The organism is Flavobacterium gawalongense (assembly GCF_007097265.1).
Taxonomy (GTDB): domain Bacteria; phylum Bacteroidota; class Bacteroidia; order Flavobacteriales; family Flavobacteriaceae; genus Flavobacterium; species Flavobacterium gawalongense.
In genome coordinates, this window is sequence record NZ_VJZP01000001.1 from 219,106 (window position 1) to 240,989 (window position 21,884).

Sequence of the window (21,884 nt, forward strand, 5' to 3'; positions counted from 1 at the left end):
TTAATTCGAGTTAATTTGCATATTGCTTCTCGTAATACGAAGCATAGGCTCCCGAAGTAATATTATTCAGCCACGTTTGATTTTCCAAATACCAATTTACGGTTCTTTCCAATCCTTGCTCAAAAGTAACGGAAGGCTTCCATCCCAATTCTCTATTGATCTTACTGGCATCAATGGCATAGCGTAAATCATGTCCTGGACGGTCTTTTACATAAGCAATCAATTGCTCAGAGGCTCCTGATGCTCTTCCTAATTTTTCATCCATTATTTTGCAAAGCAATTTCACCAAATCAATATTTTGCCATTCATTAAAACCACCAATATTATAAGTGTCATGGTTTTTGCCCTCGTGAAATACCAAATCAATAGCTACCGCATGATCTTCCACAAAAAGCCAATCACGGGTGTATTTCCCATCACCATAAACGGGTAAAGGTTTATTTTGGATGATATTATTGATAAACAAAGGAATCAATTTCTCAGGAAAATGATAAGGGCCGTAATTATTGGAACAATTGGTCAACACATAAGGCAAACCATACGTTTCGCCATAAGCCCTAACAAAATGATCGGAACTGGCTTTTGAAGCCGAGTAAGGGGAATTAGGATCATAGGCAGTGGTCTCTGTAAACAATCCTTCGGCACCTAAGCTACCATAAACCTCATCAGTACTGATGTGGTAAAAACGTTTCCCTTCATAATTCCCTTGCCAAGTAGCCTTAGCCGCATTCAATAAATTCACGGTTCCTATCACATTCGTTTTCACAAAGGATAACGGGTCGGTTATGGAACGATCCACATGAGATTCCGCAGCTAAATGCAAAACACCATCAAATTGATGTTCCGCAAACAATTGGTCAATAAATGGGGCATTAACGATATCCCCTTTGATAAAAGTATAATTAGGGGCTGCTTCTATATCAACAATATTTTCGAGATTCCCGGCATACGTAAGCGCATCCAAATTAAAAATTTGATACTGTGGATACTTGTTTACGAAACGTCTTACTACGTGGGATCCAATAAAACCAGCGCCACCAGTGATTACTATTTTTTTCATTTTTTAGATTTTTAGATTCGATTTATTTTATTTATTAACGAACTCACGAAATTCATTTTTTGTTTGCCCCAAAACCCTAAAGGGGGCAAAAAATAAATTACAGAAGACGCTTATCTTATATAAAATACAAGTTCTGGATTTTCGGTTCCCTTTAGGGCAATGTCATTAAGTTAAGAGTTTATTTGTCATTCCGACGAAGGAGGAATCTCTGTTTGTTGCTCACGTTTGTTGAGATTCCTCCTTCGTCGGAATGACAAAATCATGGAGATTATTCCTTAACTTAATGACATTGCCCTTTAGGGACGGGGTAAAACGAAAATTGTATGTTCCCTTTTTTAATTTCATCCTTTAGGGACGGGGCAAAACGAAAATTATATCATTTAAACATTTTTCGACTTATTTACATAAAAAACAACTGAAGGTTTAATGTTAGCAGGGTCGAATTCCCCTCTTGAGAGGGGTTAGGGGTGTGTTTTTTTGTTTTTAAAGAAAAATATCCATTTGATGATATTAGTGTAAAGTTATCACAGCTGTTAAAAAAAATAGACCAAGTACGAGTTCATTAGACTTAGCATTGGTATTTATGTAAGTAACTCGAAACATTTTTTCAAACTTTCGGTATAATCCGGAACACTAACCCCATACACCCGCTTAATTTTACTTTTATCCAATAAAGAAAAGGCAGGACGCTTTGCAGGTGTTGGATAAGCCGATGAAGGAATACCGTTCACTTCACAAGTATACCCTCCAATTTCTTTAATCGCTAACGCAAATTCATACCAGCTAATTTCCCCTTCATTCGAATAATTGTAGATCCCAGGAATCCACTCTGGTGCTGTAACGATAGTCATCATAGCTTGGGCTAAATCGGCGGCATAAGTAGGCGAACCAATCTGATCATTGACCACACTGATACTTTGTCTTTCCTGCATCAATCGTTGCATGGTTTTTACAAAATTGTTTCCAAAACTAGAATAAACCCATGACGTTCTAATGATAATAGCATCAGGATTTGCTTCTAAACAAGCCAGCTCCCCCGCTCTTTTACTGGCGCCATACACATTAACAGGTTGTGTTTTTGCTTCCTCAGTTAAGGCAACAGACGATGTCCCATCAAAAACATAATCAGTAGAAATATGGATTAATTTCGCTGAATTATCTTTGGCATATTGAGCAATAAGGACAACAGCCAAATGATTAACAATGTCTGCTAATTCTTGTTCCGTTTCTGCTTTATCTACAGCAGTATAAGCACCACAATTTAAAATAATATTAGGATGAATCGCCTCCAACTGGTTCTGTAAAACCTCCAAATCATCCAGTGAAACTTTTGTTCTATCCGCAAATATCCATTCAAATTGAGAATAAGTACGGGACAACACTTTCAATTCCGAACCCAATTGTCCGGTAGCTCCTGTTACTAATATTTTTTTCATTTTTTTTATTTTTCCCCCTCGAAACACTAAATCGCAAGGTTTATTTTAAGCTTAAGAAGGAATATTTTTAAGAAGTGTCTCTCTACTTCGCTCGAGATGAACAGTGGAATGGGATTAGTGAATAAACTACATAAAACTAATAACCGATAACCATCAAAAGACAACTCACAATCAAAAACCTTTGCGTTCTTTGCGCCACCTTTGTGAACTTTGCGATTAAATTAAAAATCCCTGACTACAGAAAGTAATAATTAATATGACTGTCCGTAACTAATACCAATCAATTATTCCAGCCACGAATTACACGAATTACCCCGAATTTCTATTTTAATTTTTAAAAAATTGGTGAAAATTAGTGTAATTCGTGGCTAACTTTTTTAAAAATATTTCTCTTTAGTAAATTTAGTCCGCTTAGCGGACAGTCATCATAATTAATATAAAAAGCCAAACAACCATAATGGGATTTTGTTCTGAAAGCCATACTCAATATCGTCTGAGGCGATAAAGGAATTTTCAATACCTTCAATTTGTTTTCTGGATTTATCCTTTCCGCCTATTTCGAAAACATACTTCTCATTTATCAAAAAATCACCTTTGTCAGAATACATGATTTTATGGGTATACCCGAGCTGATTTGCGAAAAATGTTTCTCTTATATTTCCAGTATTAGCAGCACTCGAAGTTAAAGCATACATCAAATTTGAGTTTTCCAAATACACTTTAAGCGGTTTCTGTAGTTTACTAATACCACCCGACTCTTTAAACAAGTTGATAGTAAGACCAATTTCAGCCAAATAATGAAAATACAAAAGCAAAGTACTCCTGGCAATTCCAATTTTTTCACTCAATTTACTCACATTAGGGATAAAAGGTACCGATTCGGAAATAATAAGCAACAATTGCTTTATTTTATGAACATAAGCCAAATCCAAACCTCGCAACAAAGGCAACTCAATTTCAAGCATCATATTAATAACCTCTTCCAAACGAGGCACGTACAAATCTAATTCTTCTTTATAAAAAGGGTAGTACCCCTGCTTGAGATAAGTATCAAAATATTGCAATGGTTTTACCTTGGCATTAATCAAAGTCGATTCTTTTGAGTGATTACTCAAAATAGACTCTAAAGTCAATTTATCAAAATGTTGTCCAGTTTCAATACTAAGATATTCACGAAACGAAAGCCCTTGCATGGTATAAGTAATAGCCCTGCGACTCAAATCAGCTCTAGCGTTCAATATTTGCAACAAAGAAGACCCTGTAAACACGACTTTTAGCATCGGGTAATCATCATAGATATTTTTCAACTCCTGCGACCAGTTCTCATATCTATGTACCTCATCTAAGAAAAGATACTCACCTCCTTTTTTTACAAAATCATCCGCTAAATCGACCAGTGTGTTATTGCTAAACCAAATTGAATCCAAAGACACATACAATGTCTTATCTAACACCTTCGTCAGATTCATTTTAATATGCTGCAAGAGCATTGTTGTTTTTCCAACACCTCTTGCCCCTTTAACCCCTATTAATCTTGCGTTCCAATTAATATCACTCCCCAAACTCCTAACGAAATCCGTTGAAGTAAGACTTAATTTAAAACGAAATTTCTCAACTAACTCTTCCATATTGTTTTGTTTACAATACAAAAATACTTATTTTTGTTCGGCAGGCAATACAAAAAAACTTTATTTTGTTCTATCAACAATACAAAATAATAAATTATTGTTCAATCTATCTAACAAAGCATGACTATTCAGGTTCGTTTTACCACTAAGAAATCAAATAATATTGCCGCAAAGTCTCAAAGACACAAAGAAAAATAACACTACGCTTTGCGTCTTTGCTCCTTTGCGAGAAAATAATACAAAATAAATTTTGCCTTTGAACTTAATCAGACATCATGATATAGAGTACAAAAACACTTGAAAATTCATTATACACTATACAATATTCGAATTATTTTATACACCCCAATAGACAAACTCTAAAATCTAAATTCTAAATTCTGAAATCTAAAACTCCCAGTCTATTTCATCAAACCCCGGCAATATCAAATCCTTCTCCGATACAATGACCTCATCCGGATGCACCCGCCAGTCAATCGCCAAAGTAGGGTCATCGTAACGAAACCCTCTTTCACTCTCTTTATGATACAATTGATCTACTTTATATAGCACCGAGGCAGTTTCACTCAAAACCGAGAAACCATGAGCAAAACCATGGGGCACCATTAACTGTTTTTTGTTTTCAGCACTCAAAATAACACTTACATGCTGCCCGTAAGTTGGCGAATCTTTACGCAAATCAACAGCCACATCCAGGATTTCCCCTTCCAAGACCCGAACCAATTTCGCCTGTGCAAAAGGATTGATTTGCAAATGCAAGCCACGAATCACCCCTCGTTTGGAAAAAGACTGATTGTCCTGTATAAATGAATAGTTTATCCCATTCTCAAGGAATTTCGCCTGATTGTAAGCCTCAAAAAAATACCCACGCGAATCTTCAAATACGGTGGGGTTGATGATGACCAAATCTTCTATTGCTGTTTTTTCAATAGTCATATTAATTATATCTTTTCAAGATTTATAATTTATTCAATTCGAAAATGATTTTAAATTGCTATTCCCAAGCTGTATCTCTTATTTCATCATACACTTTTTGGATCCCTTCAGCTAAAGAAATTTTAGCCTTCCAACCCAATCCATTCAGTTTAGAAACATCCATCAATTTACGGGGAGTTCCGTCTGGTTTAGAAGTATCTGTTACGATATCCCCTTCAAAACCCACCACTTCTTTAACTAATCGAGCCAAATCCAAAATAGAAATATCTTCTCCGATTCCAATATTAACCAATCCCGCTTCATTGTAATTTTCCATTAAAAACAAGCAGGCTTCCGCTAAATCATCGGCATGTAGAAATTCTCTTTTCGGACTTCCCGTTCCCCAAATGGTTACGGATGCATCCCCATTACGCTTGGCCATGATAAACTTGCGTAACATCGCAGGCAAAACATGAGAAGTAGTAAGATCATAATTATCATTCGGGCCATATAAATTCGTTGGCATGACCGATATAAAATTACACCCATACTGATCCCGATAGGCATCACACATCTTAATACCTGCAATCTTAGCAATCGCATACGGTTCATTGGTAGGTTCTAAAACTCCCGTTAATAAATAATCTTCTTTCAGCGGCTGTGGCGCTAACTTTGGATAAATACAGGAAGAACCAAGGAACATCAATTTCTTAACGTTATTGACATAGGCTTGATGAATCACATTATTCTGAATCATCAAATTCTCGTAAATAAAATCCGCTCTATAAGTATTGTTAGCTATAATTCCCCCAACCTTAGCAGCTGCCAAAAACACGTAATCCGGTTTTTCCTGTGCAAAAAAGTCAGCAACTGCCTGTTGATTCCGTAAATCCAATTCTGAGGAAGTACGCAACACAAAATTGGTATATCCCTCAGCCTGCAAAGCTCTCAAAATAGCAGAACCCACCATACCCCGATGACCCGCTATATATATTTTATCTTGTTTGTTCATGTCTGTTGAACTATATCTTTAAAATTTCTATTTTTTATTTTTATCTTGCAAAACCTCTTTTGCATTCAATCCTGTTACAACTTTTTTACCTGTTCTAGCTTCCAATTCTTGGAGAGCCACTTTGGCAACATTACCTCCTTGTTGAGCGACTTTTTTACTTTCCTCAAACGTTTCTGGATTTACGGCTTGCGAAATATCTTTAGTAGAAGCCTCCGCAAGCATATTCAAAATCAATTCCGTATTAGTCATATTATCTCTCAGGTTTTCTTTTTTCAATCCCTTCAAAATTTTATACTCTTTAGTAGTTTTATCTGACCATGCCTTGGAAATGATATCGGTCAGTGTGGCAAATTGCATTCCTTCTTTTAATCCTCTGCTTTTCCACTCATCAGTCAGTTCTTTGCGTATTTCAATACTTTTCAGCCGCTGATTAATCCAATTTTCAGAATACCCTAATTGCAAATATTGCTCTAACGCACGGTCGATAGTTAATTCTGGATCTTGCATCTCGTCCAAGCGTTCCGAAGCTATTTGTGCCAGCCAAAGTTTGAACGGTTCCGCCTTTGGCGAAGGTATGGATTGTATCAGCCTAAAAAGTTGTTCGGTATCCGCAACATCTGTTTTATAATATTTCCCATCCGAAGATTTCATTTTCAGTTGTACGATAGTATCGTACAACTGACTTCCCTCTTTAGAAAGTTTCTTTTTTAAATCCGACCAATACCTTTTGGGAATAGAACTACCAGTCAAAACCTCAATAGCATCCACAATTGAGAAATACCATTTTTCTTGTTCTGCATCCCAAAGAGTCCTTACTTTTTTGTCTTCAAACAACTGCAATGCTTGGCGTTTTGTCATAACCGAAAATTTAAAATTTTACATTTACAAAGTATGATGGTCAAATATATTGGTTTACTATTATGATTCTACTATGATTAGTATGAATTTCTTTACGCCCCCGATTACTGATAGTTATCGATACAAACTTTCGAAGCAATGACAAGCCAAACTTGAAAACTGTGACTGATCACTCGAAAACTGATCACTGAACACTTTCTCCTATTTACTCAAACTGATTCTTAATAAAATAACCCGCCTCTTTAAGCATTTTTTCTTTTTGGAAATGCTCCACATCCGATGCCATCATTTCTTTGACTAACATAGGCAAATCATATTTAGGCTTCCATCCTAATTTAGTATTGGATTTGGTTGGATCACCAATTAACAAATCGACTTCGGTAGGACGGAAATATTTAGGATCTACTGCCACTACTTCTTTTCCTATTTCAATTTGATAATCAGGATTGGAGCAAGAAACCACATATCCTTTTTCATCCACTCCTTCTCCTTTGAATTCAACAGCAATACCAACCTCAGAAAAAGACATACGCACAAAATCACGAACAGTAGTAGTAACGCCAGTAGCAATCACATAATCTTCCGGTTCCTCTTGTTGCAAAATCAACCACATCGCTTCAACATAATCTTTGGCATGTCCCCAGTCACGGCGTGCATCCAGGTTTCCTAGAAACAAATTATCTTGTAATCCTAATGCCATTTTAGATACCGCTCTGGTAATTTTTCGAGTTACAAAAGTTTCCCCACGTAACGGACTTTCATGATTAAATAAAATCCCATTACAAGCAAACATACCATAAGCTTCCCTATAATTCACCGTAATCCAATAGGCGTACATTTTGGCAACCGCATAAGGCGAACGAGGGTAAAAAGGTGTAGTTTCCGATTGTGGTACAGCTTGAACCAAACCATACAATTCTGAAGTCGAAGCTTGATAAATCTTCGTCTTTTTTGTCAAACCTAGGATTCGCATCGCCTCCAACAAACGTAAGGTACCAATACCATCCGCATTAGCGGTATATTCTGGAGTATCAAAACTCACTTTTACATGACTCATCGCTCCTAAATTGTAAATTTCATCTGGTTTTACTTCTTGAATTATACGAATTAAATTCGTAGAATCACTCAAATCTCCGTAATGCAATTTGAAACGCACGTTTTTTTCATGTGGATCTTGATACAAATGATCGATACGATCTGTATTAAATAACGAACTACGGCGTTTTATCCCGTGAACTTCATATCCTTTTTTCAATAATAAATCTGCCAGATACGCTCCATCTTGACCTGTAATTCCTGTAATAAGGGCTATTTTCATGCTTATGATTTTAATATGATAATTTTAATTGGTTCTTATGATTTTTTATGGTTATTTCAATATTCTAAACGAGCAAAAAGTCTTTAACAGCCCCTCCTCTTTCTCAACGAGAAATGCTTATCAAATAATTCTCTGATAACAGTTTGTAAACCTTCAGATATTTATGGTAAATTAGGTCATACCTTTGTGTTCCCAATGGCATATTATCTTGTGCACTACTACTTAAATATCTATTCCCATTTTCGAATATTATAAGTTTTGGTACAAATGGCATCAAATAGGATTCCATGATTATTTAAATATTTTTTATACTCTTCAATTTTTTCATTTTGTTGCTGAAGTTCCGGAGAAACTAGACATAGCTTAAACCCATTTTCTTTTAAAATACGAAAAATATTGTTGTCAATTGGCAAGTATGTAAAACAATCTACCCATATCCATTCAATTTTTCCTTTCATATTTAAAATTGTATCCATTCCTTCAAACTCAGAAAATCTTAAAGCAATGTTTTTATCACCCTGTCCTGAAAGCTGATATATCATCGGAAATGAGCTGTCAAGAAAAAAATATTTTTTAATATTATATTGTTGAATCAACTCCAAAACTTTGTACTCGATTCTTTCACTTTTAATATTTAATATCATGGTCCCATGATTATAGTGTTTAAGATATTCTTCAAAATCTTCCCCATCTTTAAATGGATCATGCTGAAGTATTAACCTATTTCCAAAATCTCTTAAATCAATTTCAACACCGTATACATTCGGGACATTTTTCAACTCCTCTACTGTATTAATTCTGTGTGCAATAAATTCCATTTACAGCTCTTTTTTTAACTTTGTACTAAAATCAATTGTTCTTTTGATAAACTTCCATTTTGAAGCAAATCCTTTATTCCAACTTGATTGACCATGAATTCGAGGAGGAAAAACCACCTCGAATCGGACAAGTTCAAGACCTCTTTTTTTTGCCATATAGAGTAAATACAAATCAAGAGAAAAGTCTTTTGGAATATTATTTAAACTCTCAAAAAAACTTCTATGAAATATATTTGGTTGTGCATTGATGTCCCATAGTGGAGTTCGCAAATACATAGTCTCAAATGTACTCATCCCTATTGTAAAAAATTGATCAAAAAACGTCCTCCCCTTTCTGTCACCTTTTACATAGCAATTTTTAGGATTAATCTGTTTTACGACAATTTCAAATGCTTTTACTACGTCTGTTGGGTCTGTTTGCATATCAGCATGAGTGTAACCTATAAACTCACCCCTTGCTTCTTTGAGCCCTGAAGAGATACCAAAACCATATCCCTGGTTTACTTCTACTTTTACAACTTTTGCAAAAAAATAATTAGGAACTAGTCTATTAAAAACTTTTTCACTTTTATCCGTTGAACCATTATCTACTAAAACAACTTCAATATCGTCTGTTTTTATAACTTCATTAAATTTTTCTAAAATTAGAGGTATATTTTTTTCCTCATTATAACAAGGTACTATTATTGATAGTTTTATTTTTTCTGTCTCCATATATAAAAGTATTTATTTTCTGAAAATTTTTCATAACCCAAATCACCCCTTTTATCAAAATTTTCGATTATTTTGACCGCTTTTTTATACCCATCAATATCAACTCTTTTTTTCAATTTTTCTTTAACAAAATAGACATCATTCTTAGATAATATAATAAAATCAATTTGTTTAAATTTTGATTGATCATTGGATTTGGATATTTTCAAAAAAGAATCTAAATCGAACATTTCTTTTGAAATAGGACCATAGATAATACTAATATTATTATAATTTAATCCCAAGCTTCTATAATCAAAAGGCTGATATGGGCTTATCAATATATTTGATTTTTTATGTATTACAAATTTTAAATCATTTATTATTATATTGCTCATTTCATTTTGTTTGGCAACTGTCATCTCATATTCCGGATGATAACCGGTAGTAAATATCTTTTTATATTCTAATAAATGGGTTCCTATTTGCAATAAAATTATTCCACTGATCAAATAGTATTTATATTTAGATAATTTATCAACAAAAACCAATAAAAGTAATGGGGCAACAATAAATACAGTCAAATAATAATGTTGCCAATCTTTATTTACCATTAAAAACAAATAGAAAATATTTATTATAAAATACGCGCCTATCACATTTAATATTGATTTTCTCTTTTCTTTATTAAAAATTAAAAGAAAAACAAAAATTGAAAAGAAAAAAAGAAAAAGGAAAAGAAAAGTGTTTAAGTAGTATGAATCAATCGCATTAGCGATTTTATCTCCAATAGTTACTTTAACGTCTAGGCCATGATTCGTAGCGTTCGATTTCATGTTTAAAACAAAGCTCTTTGCAAAAGCTCTCAATCCAGCTGGGTGAATCAAATACGGATTAGAAATTATAAATGTGGCGATTAATAAAGCCACAAACTTAGTTAACATCTTAATTTTAAATTTTACCGCATCAAAGTTCTTAAACTTGAAATTATCATAAAAAACGTATATAAAAACAAAAGGTAAAAATGTTATAGCTTGTATCTTTGTTGCGAATGCAAAGCCTAAAGCTATACTCGCCCACCAGAAATATTTTTTAAAATTCCAATCATCTTTTCCAAACAGATATATAGATAAAATAATGAAAAATGTCATCATCCAATCAGGATGAAACCACATAGCATTTTTCCAAAATCCAGGCATTGTCAATACAACTAAAGAAATTAAAACAGAAGAGTATTTATCAACGTACAGTCTAGCTATCTTATAAATAAATCCAAAAGAACCAACGGCAAAAAGAGAAGTGATTATTCTTGGAATATAAATACTCATTTCAATATTATCTGTTGCAATAAAAGGAGCAGTTGCTAAAAGATTTAAAAAGAAAAATCCAAAACCATAACTATAAAAACCAAAAGAGAACAGCTTTTTAATGTCATGTGCTATTAACCCTTCATACATATTTAGCAAGCTACCATGAAAAGCATATTCATCGATGCTATAAATACTTAAGAAACCTATATTTAAATATCTATAATTTATGAATGCCAAAACAAGAAATACTATTATTAACAAGCATGTTATTGGTACTATTTTTTTCATTTGACTAGACCTATATATTTGAACTTGTCACTTATTCTCATTAAAACTCTTGATACAACAATAGGAACTGTAATTGACAGTATAAAAGTTATTACCATAAACAACAAATTTGAAACTAAATTATCAAATTTAAATAACATGGGTAATCGGTATAAAATCATTAAGTGCATTAAGAAAATTGGAAAAGAGTATGTGCCAATAAATGCAAGCATATGATTAGATTTTATTTTTAAAAATAAAATAAAAATTGAGATATTTAAAATCATAAAAGAAATGTATCCAACGATTGTAGTCGGCACAGAAAATTGTGCCAAATCAACCCTAGAATGCCACTGGGTGTGTGTTTTAATTGGCTCTAATTGAAATAAAAGCAAAAAAGATATTATAGTCATTATCATTAGCAATGGTATATTAAACTTTTCTATCAAATTTTTATTTTCATATGTGAATCTTATAAAATATGTCAATAAGAAAATATATAAAGCGACATCCAATCCAAATGGTATCAAATTATGTACTACTATAATTTTATTTGCAAAAACAAATGTTAATAGCGAACCCATAAACAAAATACTTTTAAATAAACCCGTTCCTTTATAAAACAAGAAAACCAATACATTTAAAGAAAAGAGTGCTGGTAAAAACCAAAGAACGGATTCTATAGAATGCCAATTACCCATAAATAATTTTCCAAAAAAAACATCTGTATTTTCTATAAATATTCTTCTGTTTCCATAAAAAAACCAGAATAGATAAGGTGCCAAAATCAAAGAAGCTCTTTTTATGAGCCAATCATAACTACTCTTTATAAATAAAGCTGACACTGTAAAAAAAAGCGGCATATGAAAAAAATAGATAAGTGAACCTATATTTGACAAGAGTGATGATTTCTCGATTGAAAAAAATTCAAACGGAATATGCCCATAAACAACCAGAATTATTAAAAACCCTTTTAAAAAATCTAAGTTAAAATCTCTTTTCATTTAAACACCCAAAATTTCTGACCTATAAAATTTAGCACTGTACTTACTCCCGTAGCTACAAAAAAAGCTAAAAAAATTATATTTACATTCTCTAAAACTATCTTATTTGTAATAACATTTACTCCAAGAGTGAGGCTGTATAGTATTCCGAACCTAATAATTTCTTTATACGATTTTTCATGTTTTTCAAAAGTCCAATATTTATTTATTACATAAGCCACAATTGTACCTAATAGAAAAGATATTGCTTTTGATACTCCAGTCGAGAAAAAATTTAGCAGAATATAGTATATCCCAAAATCAGTGCTTACTGCGCTTAATCCAGCTACCAAAAATCTTTTTAATTCTTTTTGTGTTTTACTCATCTGTACTCTTGTTCAAAAGTGCAATATTTCTTATCTAGTTTTTCTACTTTATCTTTTCCTACCGTTATATCTTTTTCTAAACTATAGGGATGCCAAGATGCTTTGTGAAAAAAACTTTGCCAATAAACAAATGTTTCATAATCATTTGGAGTGCCCCAACAAATGTAATCGTCTATCTCAAAAACTTTCACCTTAAAGCCAAGTTCAATTAGCTCTCCCATCAAGCTATCAACATAATACTCCCCGTTTATTCTTATATTTTTATCTAAAAGATTCTGTAACGCTCTATTGAAGTATGCTGCTTTTTTAAAATAAAATGCTCCAACAATTGCATGATCATTGTAAGGATTGTCAGAAATAGGAACCTTAACTGAGACTGCAGTTGCATTGTCGTTATCATCCGTTTTTACCCAACCATACATTTGAGGATTAATTTTACTGGATACGTGATGTCTAAATGTAAAAATAATTGCATCTACATTTTCAACTTCAATTAAATTTTGATATTTTTCTTTGTTATAAATCATACCATTATCAGTAGCAGCTATAAGCAGTGAGGAATCTGTATCTACACCTTCCAAACCCAAACCACAAGTAATCGCCTGACCTTCTGTTACTTCATTAATTGCTATTATTTTAGAACTTGGAAATTCATTTTCTAAAACTTCTTCTAATGGATAACTATCCAAGTGTTCCTTTAGTGTTACGAATATATGATTTTGACTCCTTGGAATTGAATTTGCAGCTTGCACAATCATAGGTTTACCACTAACTTGGATGAGAGGTTTTGGGTCATCATAACCCGCTATTGAAAATCTACTTCCACGACCTGCCAAAGGAATTAATGTAATACTATTATCTTTTGCTTTGACTTTTAATGTTTCATTGCAAGCGTTTCTAAAATATTTTGACCAACTATTATACTCCTCAACATCTTGTGGAGTTCCCCATTGAAGCATATGTTGAACTTCATAAATAGATACTTTTAATCCATCTAGAAACATAAGATTATAAATAAGTGAGACATAGTATTCTCCATTTAAATTTATATCCTTTTGCATAAGATCGCTGAAATATTTTTTTACATATTTCCCTTTTTTAAAATAATAAGTACCGTTTGAAGCATACTCGTTCATTCTATTATTTGTAAATGGTTCTTTCTCTTTTATTTCTAGCATCCATTGTTTATCATCTCTCATAAAAGCATAGTTAGTCTTGCCTAACATATGAGGATGAAATCTTTTATAGGATGGAATTGCGCCATCTGCATCTCTATTTCTTGTATGTTTCAAAAAATCATCATAATCCCAATAGGTACCAAAATCACAATAATTGACTATAACTTCTTCTTCATCTTCTATTAAATCTTCAACTAGGCTAACAGCATAAACTGGACCCTTTTTATGATTTGCTATTTCAACTATATTTGCATTTGGTTTAATTTTTAATAAAATTTCCCTAATATTTGTCTCAGCCAAATGTTTAGAATTGCAAATAAATGTAAACTTTGTCTCCCCTGAAAAGAGATCACAAACATGCTCAATAATTGGCTTCCCATCAATTACAATTAATGGTTTTGGATCATTGTATCCAGCTTCTATAAATCTGTTGCCAATTCCTGACATTGGTATTATTATGTGCATAGTTTATAATTTTTGTCTATATTTCTCTGCTTCCCAATTTGAAAGGTAAGCCAATTCGTCTATCTCTAAAAAATTTAAATTTTTATTATCGTTTTGCGCCAAAACCATAATGTGGAATTTAAAAACTTCTTCTATTTCTTTTGCTTTCTTTAAAGTTGAACCTCTAAAAAACAGATTACCGTCATAGAGAACTACCTTTGGTAATTCATGATTCTTTATTTTATAATCCTCTAAACTTTTGGTATCTGATAGGTTTATTATTTTAACTGGAGAAAAACTACAATAAACAAAAGTATCAGGACAAAAAGGAGTATTAGAAAATAACTTTTCGTTTTTTTGCAATTGTTCATTTAAAAACATGTCCTCACACAAGTATGATATATTTGATTCGTCAGAGAGGTTATCAAATAAACGACTGATATCATTTGTGAATTTGTATCTTCTCATATCGATATTGAGGTACTTTTCTATCTTTTCTAAAACATATTCTGTGAAAATTTTAATATCATCCTTTTTATCAGATGTCACAATCAAACCGTGGTTTTGCAAAATTATTATATTAGGAATTTTATCAAACCTTTGCAATTCTTTATCTAAAGAAATCGCTAGTTCAATACCCGGAGTTTCATATCCAACATAAGCTATTTTCTCTTCTTCAAAGATCAATTTTAATATATTTTTCCAATTATTCTGTGCAACCACCATATTTACTACTATTGAATGAGTATGAAGTGTGTATTTCAGTAGTAGTGAATGAAGCAATGTTTCAATTGAAGGACGGTTTTGTTTATCTATAGTTGACTCTTTTAAAAGTTGTGCTGTTAAAGATTCCCTTTGGCGTTTATCTGAAGTGCTAATAATGTCTTTATTCTTGACAATAGCAGCGACTGGAGATGTCAGAACTCTTGAATACCCGGTCTTTTGATTTACATCACTCAGTAAAAATCCGGATGCCTTAATAAGCATCTCACCATTATCAAATTTAACAGAACTATTTCCACCGGCAGCTTGAACTAAATCAAGCCTCTCTCCAGCATACTTTGATATTTCAACAAAATCTTTTATTTCACTCATAGTAATTCTATAATATCTTTAAAATTCCTCACTTCTTTTATAAGTACACTATCATAATTCTCGATTTTATCTTCATGATTATACCAAATAGATTCTATTCCTAAACTTGTTGCACCTATAATATCTTTTTTAAAGTTGTCTCCTATCATGCAAACTTCATTGGGTCTTAAATCTAGTTTTTGAAGCGCTAACATAAACATATAAGGATGAGGTTTTTCTCGCCCCACCTCTTCACTTGTAACTATATTATTACAATATTTCTCAATCTCTATTTTTTTTATTTTACGGAATTGTATATGAGCTGTAAGGTCAGTAACTAAACAAATTTTATTTTCATACTTCTCAAGTAAATCATATATTCCATCAAATGGAATTAAAGCTTCCAGGAAACTGTCCCAATAAATGTTGTAAATTTCAAAACTGTACTTTAAAGAATTTAATTTGAGGATTTCTAACATTTTTTGAAAATACAAGAGTCTATTATGTGAGGCTGCAGTTTCAGCGAGTTCTACATGAACTTTTTTTCTTGCTTTTTCGTAAGCGATATTAATCTCAGTTTTTGATAAACTAAATTCTTCTACACAATATTTTAGTACATTATTTTTTGCAATAGTGTGAGTAATATTGTAATCATAGAGAGTGTTATCAATATCTAATAGTATTCCTTTATATCTCATTTATTGTTCTCTTTTAATTTTTCACTTATCATTTTTAACGATATTAATTGAATCAAACCTTCATAACCACTTTCCCATTTAATATCTGAAGCTATTATCTCCTTTATGTTTTCAATAGAATTCAACGCTATACCTTCAAAATTTACGTGAGGCCTGTTTTCAATTTCAATATATTGAGACTTTAAATCATCATTATAATCCCATGTAAGTGGACAATTTAATTTATTCAAAATATCTTCAATATGTATATTCGCATCAAAAGTAATTTTTAGACCTAAAATTACTTTTTCTTTTTCTTCTCCTAAATTAAACCTATTGACTGGATAATATTTAATAATCATATCAGCAAACTCTTTTTGAGGATAAATATATTTTCCCGCATCTTCCATTCTTGTTTCAATTTGCTCTAATATCCTCTGAGTGCTATAGCCTCTTTTTTTAGTGTCCCTTATGATTTTCCAATGTCTTCTTAAAGTTTCGTCTGTATCAATATAAATTTTAAAATCTATATTTTTTCTCAGTTTGGGTAAATAAAAAGGATGTAAGCCGGCTATAACTATGAATTCTTTTGGTTTAACTTTTTTTGGTTTTGAAAATTTACCATCACTATGTTCGTATTCACTTCGAAATATGGTTTCATTATGTTTTAAGCTAAATATTGCTTCTGATTGTTTGTGTATATGATTTGCTTTGGGATCAAGATGTGTAAATTTGTTCCAATTTTCATCTCCTCTTTCCCATTTATGTTCTCCGTCTCCTTCAATTTGAAGTAGTTTATCCCCTAATAAATTTTGCAAATTATTCAAAAGTGTCGTTTTCCCAACTCCGCTATCGCCACCGATACCAATTATTAAGTTTAATTGTTTTTTATAAATAGAATTGCTTTTGATTCCATACTTATAAAACGCATACATTATGGCAACAAGAGTTACTTCCAATAATGTAAACGAAATATCAGCTAATCTCTCATTATGTATTTTTATATTTATTTTATTACCTAAAAATAAAATGTCTCTGTACTCACTTTTATAAAAGAAAATAAAAAACACCAAATATACAACTGAAAAGCTAATGTAAAGCAATCTACTTTTCTTATTATTGTTTTGAATAAAATACATCGAAACAAAAGGAATCATCCATACATACCATGCAGAACCAGAATATATAAAAAATATAGTGGCAGTAAATAGAATTCCAAAATAAAAATAAAGTAAATCATGATTCACTTTCTCTTGATTGAAAAAGTGAAGATAAATCATTAAAATAGCAGCTATTGGGAGTAAAATATTCACTGATCCAATATTATAAAATGAATCAAACAGCAAGGACTGTTTTGGATTTAAAAGCACCATTTGAATAAATCCATCAGAAAATAAAAATGGAAGATCAAATAATAAAAATATAGTTAATGCAACTGCTATATATTTAAGCGCAACTCTAATGTTTTTAATTTTATATAAATAAAAAAATATTAATGGTAATGCAATAATAATATGAATTTTTGTTGCTAAAGCCAATCCAAACACTAAAGAAGAATAGTTGAACTTATTAACCATGAGCAAATAAATTGCATATAACAATATTGCAGTAGGTATTATATCAAGTTGAGAGTGGATATAGATTGCATATATAATAATTGGATTTAAAAAATAAAACAGGTAAACACTTTTTTCTTTATTTGGAAAAGATTTGAGCAATACATATAAAATTCCTAAGTCTGCAAACAGTAGTGGTAGCTTAAATAAAGTTTCAAAATGTAGTAAGCTGCTCAAAGCTGCAAATGGACATAAAATAAATAGCATTAATGGGTGATATGGAAATGAATCCAAATTCAAATTATGTTCAAAATAAAACTGCCACGGATTTTTCAAACCATTATCTATAAAAGAATTTACAAAAGGGTGAAACAGTAAACTACTGTACTCCGAAGAAAACACAAATAGTATAATAACTTTTATTGATAAAATAACTTTAAACTTATATTTCATTGAAATCATTTAACATTAATTTTTGTAATACTTTACAAACACTTATTCCTCAATAAAGCTTGCAAACATTCTATTTATACCACATTATAAGACCCTAAGATTAGAAATTTAACAAACAGCTATGTTTTTATAAAAAAAATATTTTCGTTAAAACCACAAAATAAGCAATTGTTGGCTAATTGATTATAAATAAAAATCACCAAATAATATTGATAAAAACTTACTATTTTATCATATAAATAATGACCCAAAACCAGCAAATTAACAACCTTTTAAGCAAGCATGTTTCGAGTATTATTATAAATTTCTGATGTCTATTCTACAAAAATACATTGAAAAAACAGCAATTATTTCCCAAACGACCCAAAATTCTCATTAACCTTTTTCTTTAAAGAAACATGCAACCTATTTCAATACCTTCATTATTTTTTATTACTCATCGCAAATCCTCCGCATGCTTTGCAACTTCTAAATTTTAAGATAAATGGAAATATTCTCCGACTTGGGCTATTAATTTGGCCTAGGTAACATTAGCACATCATCAAATAGCGTTCTTCTTTAAAAAGTCCAAAACAGGTTCCGGATTCCATCCTAATAACTCTCTCGCTTTTGAATCATCAAATGTCAAGGCTGAAGTGATTTTTTTTATTTTCAAAGAATTTACAAGTGCTTTTTCACCTACTAGGTCACCAAAATAACCGATTATTTTAGCAAGGAGCAAAGGCAAATTAAAAAGCATCTTTTTATTTTTAGTTAAAGAAATTGCTGTACTCAATTCATAAAAATTAGGATGAAAACCATCCGTAAGATTATAAATACCACCTACAGAAGAAACAACTGGAAGGAATATAGCCACATCCTTAGCCAACACCATACTTTTTCGGGTTTTACCTCCTCCAATATTAAAATAGTACCCTTTATTTATTGCTTTTAACATTGCTCCAAGATTTCCGGGTGGATTTTCTCCGACCAATAATGGTAAACGCAAAATAGTATAAATCACATTATGTTGTTTGCACCATTTTTTTAATATTTCTTCCGCTTCAATTTTACTTAATCCATAAGGGTCTTTGGCTTCAAGTGGATGATCTTCATTAATATTAACACCACTTTCTTGACCATATACCGAAACCGAACTTATAAAAACGAATTGTTCAGGAATTCCAACTTTTTCTAATCCTTGCAATAAGTTTAGTGTCCCTAAAACATTAACATCATGAAATTCCTTTTTTTCTTCTACTGTTCTTGGAATACTATGTGCCTTTCCTGCTGAATGGATTACGACATCAAATTTTTGCTTAAAATTAGGAATTTCATTTTCTAATAAAACTTGGTAATCTCCAGAAGTTCTTGACAAACTTTTAATTTTATGATTATTTCCTAGCTCCTTAAAAATTACTTTTCCCAAAAAGCCATTTGCCCCTGTTAATAATTTTTCCATGTTATAAATTACAAACTAATGTCTTAAAAACTGATTATAAACAAATAAAATAACTTTTGATGGCAATAAACGGAGTGGCAATTTTGTAGATACATAAAACAACCATTCGAAAAAATTTAAATTTCCTATTTTTAATGATAATAATGCAAATTTCCATTCATTTTTAACATAAAACAAGCCACTTCGTCTTTTAATAACATCTATTCCTAAACCAGTTCTAAAATGTAAGAGATTTTCCTGAATATTATGAAAAGACGCACCTTTTTGCAGCATTCTAATAAATAATGAAAAATCTTCAAACAGCAATATTTCTCCATTATAATTACCCGCTTCCAATACTTTAGCAATACGAAACATAACCGTTGGATGATTTACAGGGTTTCTAAATTTAGAATATTTTAAAAGCGGCTCACCCGATTCAGGCATTTTTCTAAATCTTTTTAAATCACCAGGCTCAACATTAAATTCCTCAACATTAGTGCCAACTAAATCAATATTTGGATTATTATTAAAAAATTCTACTTGCTTTTCAAAACGATTTAAAACACAGATATCATCCGTATCCATCCTTGCTACTAGCTCATAAGAACATTCTTTAACACCTATTGATAATGCGTTTCCTAATCCTTTATTTACTGGAAGAGATATGATTTTAAAAAGATTTGGAAAATTCAAAATATATTCATTCAGCACCTCCTCGAGGCTTTCGGTTAAAAGACCATCTTTAATTAAGACTATTTCATTTGGAACTAAAGTTTGGTTAACTATCGATTCCAAAGATTGTCTAAAATTGACTGGGCTTTCTCTGAAATAAATAGACATTAACACTGAAAATTTTTTGGCTTTTATTAACATATTTATTTATACTTTAAAACTGACCACAATACAGAAATCTCTCAACAAAATACGAGTCTAAAATGATGAAGAAATAATAATATTGCTAAACTTTAAAATTTGGTCTTCAGGTTTAAACTTACTTAATTGCCTTTTAATATTAATTTTAAAATCCTCTGAATTATCTATTAACCTTTTAAGATTGTTTGCTAAAAGGTCTGTATCATTAGGATCTTGAATAATCCCTGCATCACCTACAACTTCAGGTAAAGATGAAGTATTTGAAACAATAGAAATTTTATCAAAATACATTGCTTCCAAAGGAGGAATCCCAAACCCTTCATACATGCTTAAATAAATCATACCTGTACAATTTTCGAGTAGTTTATTCTTTTCGCTATCACTTAGATATCCTGTAAATTCGACTTTATCTTCTATCCCTAAACTTTTCGCCAATGAGATTATCGAATTATAATTCCATCCAAATTGTCCTACTATTTTATACTTGTAAAAATCATGATCTCTATTTTCTTTTATAAATTTACTAAAACCAATAATCATGTTTTCGATATTTTTCCCTGGTTCAATGGTACAAACAGTTATAAAATAAGGTAACGAATTATGATCAATTGTGTGTTTAAATTCTGGAATAAAATTATAAACAACATCAATTTTAGATGGTTCTATATTCGCAATTACAGCAATGTCTTGCTTAGAAAATTCAGAAACGGTAATTACTCTGTCGCTAATTTGAGCCGATTTTTTTGATAATATTTTTATATAAACACTCCTTAAAAAAGAATATTTATTTTCTATCTTAAACGGGATCATATCATGAATAGTTGAAATTAAAAAAATATTCTTACTAACAATTTTTGCGAAAAGCGGAACTGACGGTGTTGGCGAATAAAAAACATTTCTATTCTTAATTAAACAGAAAGGGAGAATTAATTGTTCAAATAAAATTCTAAATAGAATATTATGCACAAAAGGCAATTTAACTACTCGTATTTTGTCAGAATTTTTTACGCTAAACAAGTTTAAAAGATCAATTTTACAATTCGATAAAAGAATTATTTCGTCAAAAATCTTCCATTTCTCTTCTTCAAAATCAATATTACTAATTATTCTTTTAAAAAAATAACCAACTCCAGCAAGTTTATCTGAATTAAAATTTATCAAATTAACATATAATTTCATCTCTATTTAGATTTTTATATCAAGTATTATCATTAAATCTCAAAAATGTTTTTTTTAGCTTCTCCACGAGAGATTAATTGAATAATTATAATTCTTCATGTTTAGTAGAAACGCTTTTTCTTTTTTCTTTCGCCTTTTAAGAATTGACCAAATTATTATTAAAATACAATCTCTATATTAAGTCCTTAAAATCCAGATCAAATTTCAAGGCGGCCAGGCCAGCAAATACTTATCATATTCAAAATACTTAAAACCCTTTCTAATTATCTAAGATATTAAACATATAATTCTGTTTTATTTTTTAGGTTAATGTAAAAAAGAAAGTTCTTTTTATCAGTTTATT

At 31.1% G+C, this 21,884-nt stretch carries 19 protein-coding genes; all 19 read right to left on the reverse strand.

The window, feature by feature from the left end:
* Positions 1-10: 10 nt before the first annotated feature.
* On the reverse strand, positions 11-1,060 hold the full coding sequence (gene rfbB / locus FNW38_RS01015) for a dTDP-glucose 4,6-dehydratase (protein ID WP_144064382.1): 1,050 nt from the start codon (positions 1,058-1,060) through the stop codon (positions 11-13).
* Between the two features lie 581 nt (positions 1,061-1,641).
* Positions 1,642-2,496, reverse strand: coding sequence for a dTDP-4-dehydrorhamnose reductase (gene rfbD, locus FNW38_RS01020; protein ID WP_144064381.1), 855 nt, complete (start codon positions 2,494-2,496; stop codon positions 1,642-1,644).
* A 431-nt stretch (positions 2,497-2,927) separates the two neighbouring features.
* The gene (locus FNW38_RS01025) at positions 2,928-4,124 is read right to left on the reverse strand and encodes an ATP-binding protein (protein ID WP_144064380.1); all 1,197 of its coding nucleotides are present in this window, start codon (positions 4,122-4,124) and stop codon (positions 2,928-2,930) included.
* Positions 4,125-4,511: 387 nt separating this feature from the next.
* Entirely contained in the window at positions 4,512-5,060 is a 549-nt protein-coding gene (gene rfbC / locus FNW38_RS01030) for a dTDP-4-dehydrorhamnose 3,5-epimerase (RefSeq protein WP_144064379.1), read from the reverse strand.
* A 58-nt stretch (positions 5,061-5,118) separates the two neighbouring features.
* A complete protein-coding gene (gene fcl, locus FNW38_RS01035) occupies positions 5,119-6,051 on the reverse strand; it encodes a GDP-L-fucose synthase (protein WP_144064378.1) in 933 nt (310 codons plus the stop codon).
* Positions 6,052-6,078: 27 nt separating this feature from the next.
* A complete protein-coding gene (locus FNW38_RS01040; protein ID WP_144064377.1) occupies positions 6,079-6,909 on the reverse strand; it encodes a BRO-N domain-containing protein in 831 nt (276 codons plus the stop codon).
* 205 nt (positions 6,910-7,114) lie between these two features.
* Positions 7,115-8,227, reverse strand: coding sequence for a GDP-mannose 4,6-dehydratase (gene gmd, locus FNW38_RS01045; protein WP_144064376.1), 1,113 nt, complete (start codon positions 8,225-8,227; stop codon positions 7,115-7,117).
* Positions 8,228-8,457: 230 nt separating this feature from the next.
* The gene (locus FNW38_RS01050) at positions 8,458-9,045 is read right to left on the reverse strand and encodes a PI-PLC domain-containing protein (protein WP_144064375.1); all 588 of its coding nucleotides are present in this window, start codon (positions 9,043-9,045) and stop codon (positions 8,458-8,460) included.
* Positions 9,046-9,759 (reverse strand): glycosyltransferase family 2 protein, encoded by a 714-nt coding sequence (locus FNW38_RS01055; RefSeq protein WP_144064374.1) that lies wholly within the window; start codon positions 9,757-9,759, stop codon positions 9,046-9,048.
* Positions 9,741-11,336 carry a glycosyltransferase family 39 protein gene (locus FNW38_RS01060; protein WP_144064373.1) on the reverse strand — a complete coding sequence of 532 codons (1,596 nt, stop codon included), beginning with the start codon at positions 11,334-11,336 and terminating at the stop codon, positions 9,741-9,743. The genes FNW38_RS01055 and FNW38_RS01060 overlap by 19 nt, the downstream gene beginning before the upstream one ends.
* Positions 11,333-12,319, reverse strand: a complete 987-nt coding sequence (locus FNW38_RS01065) for an acyltransferase family protein (RefSeq protein WP_144064372.1) — start codon at positions 12,317-12,319, stop codon at positions 11,333-11,335. The genes FNW38_RS01060 and FNW38_RS01065 overlap by 4 nt, the downstream gene beginning before the upstream one ends.
* Positions 12,316-12,684: a GtrA family protein gene (locus tag FNW38_RS01070; RefSeq protein ID WP_144064371.1), complete on the reverse strand. Its 369-nt coding sequence runs from the start codon at positions 12,682-12,684 to the stop codon at positions 12,316-12,318. The genes FNW38_RS01065 and FNW38_RS01070 overlap by 4 nt, the downstream gene beginning before the upstream one ends.
* Positions 12,681-14,327, reverse strand: coding sequence for an NTP transferase domain-containing protein (locus FNW38_RS01075; protein ID WP_235890122.1), 1,647 nt, complete (start codon positions 14,325-14,327; stop codon positions 12,681-12,683). Before FNW38_RS01075 ends, FNW38_RS01070 begins: the two co-directional genes overlap by 4 nt.
* A gap of 3 nt (positions 14,328-14,330) precedes the next feature.
* Positions 14,331-15,401 carry a class II aldolase/adducin family protein gene (locus FNW38_RS01080; protein WP_144064370.1) on the reverse strand — a complete coding sequence of 357 codons (1,071 nt, stop codon included), beginning with the start codon at positions 15,399-15,401 and terminating at the stop codon, positions 14,331-14,333.
* Positions 15,398-16,078, reverse strand: coding sequence for an HAD family hydrolase (locus FNW38_RS01085; RefSeq protein ID WP_144064369.1), 681 nt, complete (start codon positions 16,076-16,078; stop codon positions 15,398-15,400). Before FNW38_RS01085 ends, FNW38_RS01080 begins: the two co-directional genes overlap by 4 nt.
* Positions 16,075-18,075 (reverse strand): uridine kinase, encoded by a 2,001-nt coding sequence (locus FNW38_RS01090; RefSeq protein WP_144064368.1) that lies wholly within the window; start codon positions 18,073-18,075, stop codon positions 16,075-16,077. The genes FNW38_RS01085 and FNW38_RS01090 overlap by 4 nt, the downstream gene beginning before the upstream one ends.
* 532 nt (positions 18,076-18,607) lie before the next feature.
* A complete protein-coding gene (locus tag FNW38_RS01095) occupies positions 18,608-19,507 on the reverse strand; it encodes an NAD-dependent epimerase/dehydratase family protein (RefSeq protein WP_144064367.1) in 900 nt (299 codons plus the stop codon).
* 15 nt (positions 19,508-19,522) lie between these two features.
* Positions 19,523-20,362, reverse strand: a complete 840-nt coding sequence (locus FNW38_RS01100; RefSeq protein ID WP_144064366.1) for a glycosyltransferase — start codon at positions 20,360-20,362, stop codon at positions 19,523-19,525.
* Positions 20,363-20,419: 57 nt separating this feature from the next.
* Positions 20,420-21,541, reverse strand: coding sequence for a glycosyltransferase family 4 protein (locus FNW38_RS01105; RefSeq protein ID WP_144064365.1), 1,122 nt, complete (start codon positions 21,539-21,541; stop codon positions 20,420-20,422).
* Between the last annotated feature and the right edge of the window lie 343 nt (positions 21,542-21,884).

What these genes read in the sequence shown, in the direction of transcription:
- rfbB (WP_144064382.1), bottom strand. Translation starts at nt 1,060, where the DNA reads ATGAAAAAAATAGTAATCACTGGTGGCGCTGGTTTTATTGGATCCCAC.
- rfbD (WP_144064381.1), bottom strand. Translation starts at nt 2,496, where the DNA reads ATGAAAAAAATATTAGTAACAGGAGCTACCGGACAATTGGGTTCGGAA.
- FNW38_RS01025 (WP_144064380.1), bottom strand. Translation starts at nt 4,124, where the DNA reads ATGGAAGAGTTAGTTGAGAAATTTCGTTTTAAATTAAGTCTTACTTCA.
- rfbC (WP_144064379.1), bottom strand. Translation starts at nt 5,060, where the DNA reads ATGACTATTGAAAAAACAGCAATAGAAGATTTGGTCATCATCAACCCC.
- fcl (WP_144064378.1), bottom strand. Translation starts at nt 6,051, where the DNA reads ATGAACAAACAAGATAAAATATATATAGCGGGTCATCGGGGTATGGTG.
- FNW38_RS01040 (WP_144064377.1), bottom strand. Translation starts at nt 6,909, where the DNA reads ATGACAAAACGCCAAGCATTGCAGTTGTTTGAAGACAAAAAAGTAAGG.
- gmd (WP_144064376.1), bottom strand. Translation starts at nt 8,227, where the DNA reads ATGAAAATAGCCCTTATTACAGGAATTACAGGTCAAGATGGAGCGTAT.
- FNW38_RS01050 (WP_144064375.1), bottom strand. Translation starts at nt 9,045, where the DNA reads ATGGAATTTATTGCACACAGAATTAATACAGTAGAGGAGTTGAAAAAT.
- FNW38_RS01055 (WP_144064374.1), bottom strand. Translation starts at nt 9,759, where the DNA reads ATGGAGACAGAAAAAATAAAACTATCAATAATAGTACCTTGTTATAAT.
- FNW38_RS01060 (WP_144064373.1), bottom strand. Translation starts at nt 11,336, where the DNA reads ATGAAAAAAATAGTACCAATAACATGCTTGTTAATAATAGTATTTCTT.
- FNW38_RS01065 (WP_144064372.1), bottom strand. Translation starts at nt 12,319, where the DNA reads ATGAAAAGAGATTTTAACTTAGATTTTTTAAAAGGGTTTTTAATAATT.
- FNW38_RS01070 (WP_144064371.1), bottom strand. Translation starts at nt 12,684, where the DNA reads ATGAGTAAAACACAAAAAGAATTAAAAAGATTTTTGGTAGCTGGATTA.
- FNW38_RS01075 (WP_235890122.1), bottom strand. Translation starts at nt 14,327, where the DNA reads ATGCACATAATAATACCAATGTCAGGAATTGGCAACAGATTTATAGAA.
- FNW38_RS01080 (WP_144064370.1), bottom strand. Translation starts at nt 15,401, where the DNA reads ATGAGTGAAATAAAAGATTTTGTTGAAATATCAAAGTATGCTGGAGAG.
- FNW38_RS01085 (WP_144064369.1), bottom strand. Translation starts at nt 16,078, where the DNA reads ATGAGATATAAAGGAATACTATTAGATATTGATAACACTCTCTATGAT.
- FNW38_RS01090 (WP_144064368.1), bottom strand. Translation starts at nt 18,075, where the DNA reads ATGATTTCAATGAAATATAAGTTTAAAGTTATTTTATCAATAAAAGTT.
- FNW38_RS01095 (WP_144064367.1), bottom strand. Translation starts at nt 19,507, where the DNA reads ATGGAAAAATTATTAACAGGGGCAAATGGCTTTTTGGGAAAAGTAATT.
- FNW38_RS01100 (WP_144064366.1), bottom strand. Translation starts at nt 20,362, where the DNA reads ATGTTAATAAAAGCCAAAAAATTTTCAGTGTTAATGTCTATTTATTTC.
- FNW38_RS01105 (WP_144064365.1), bottom strand. Translation starts at nt 21,541, where the DNA reads ATGAAATTATATGTTAATTTGATAAATTTTAATTCAGATAAACTTGCT.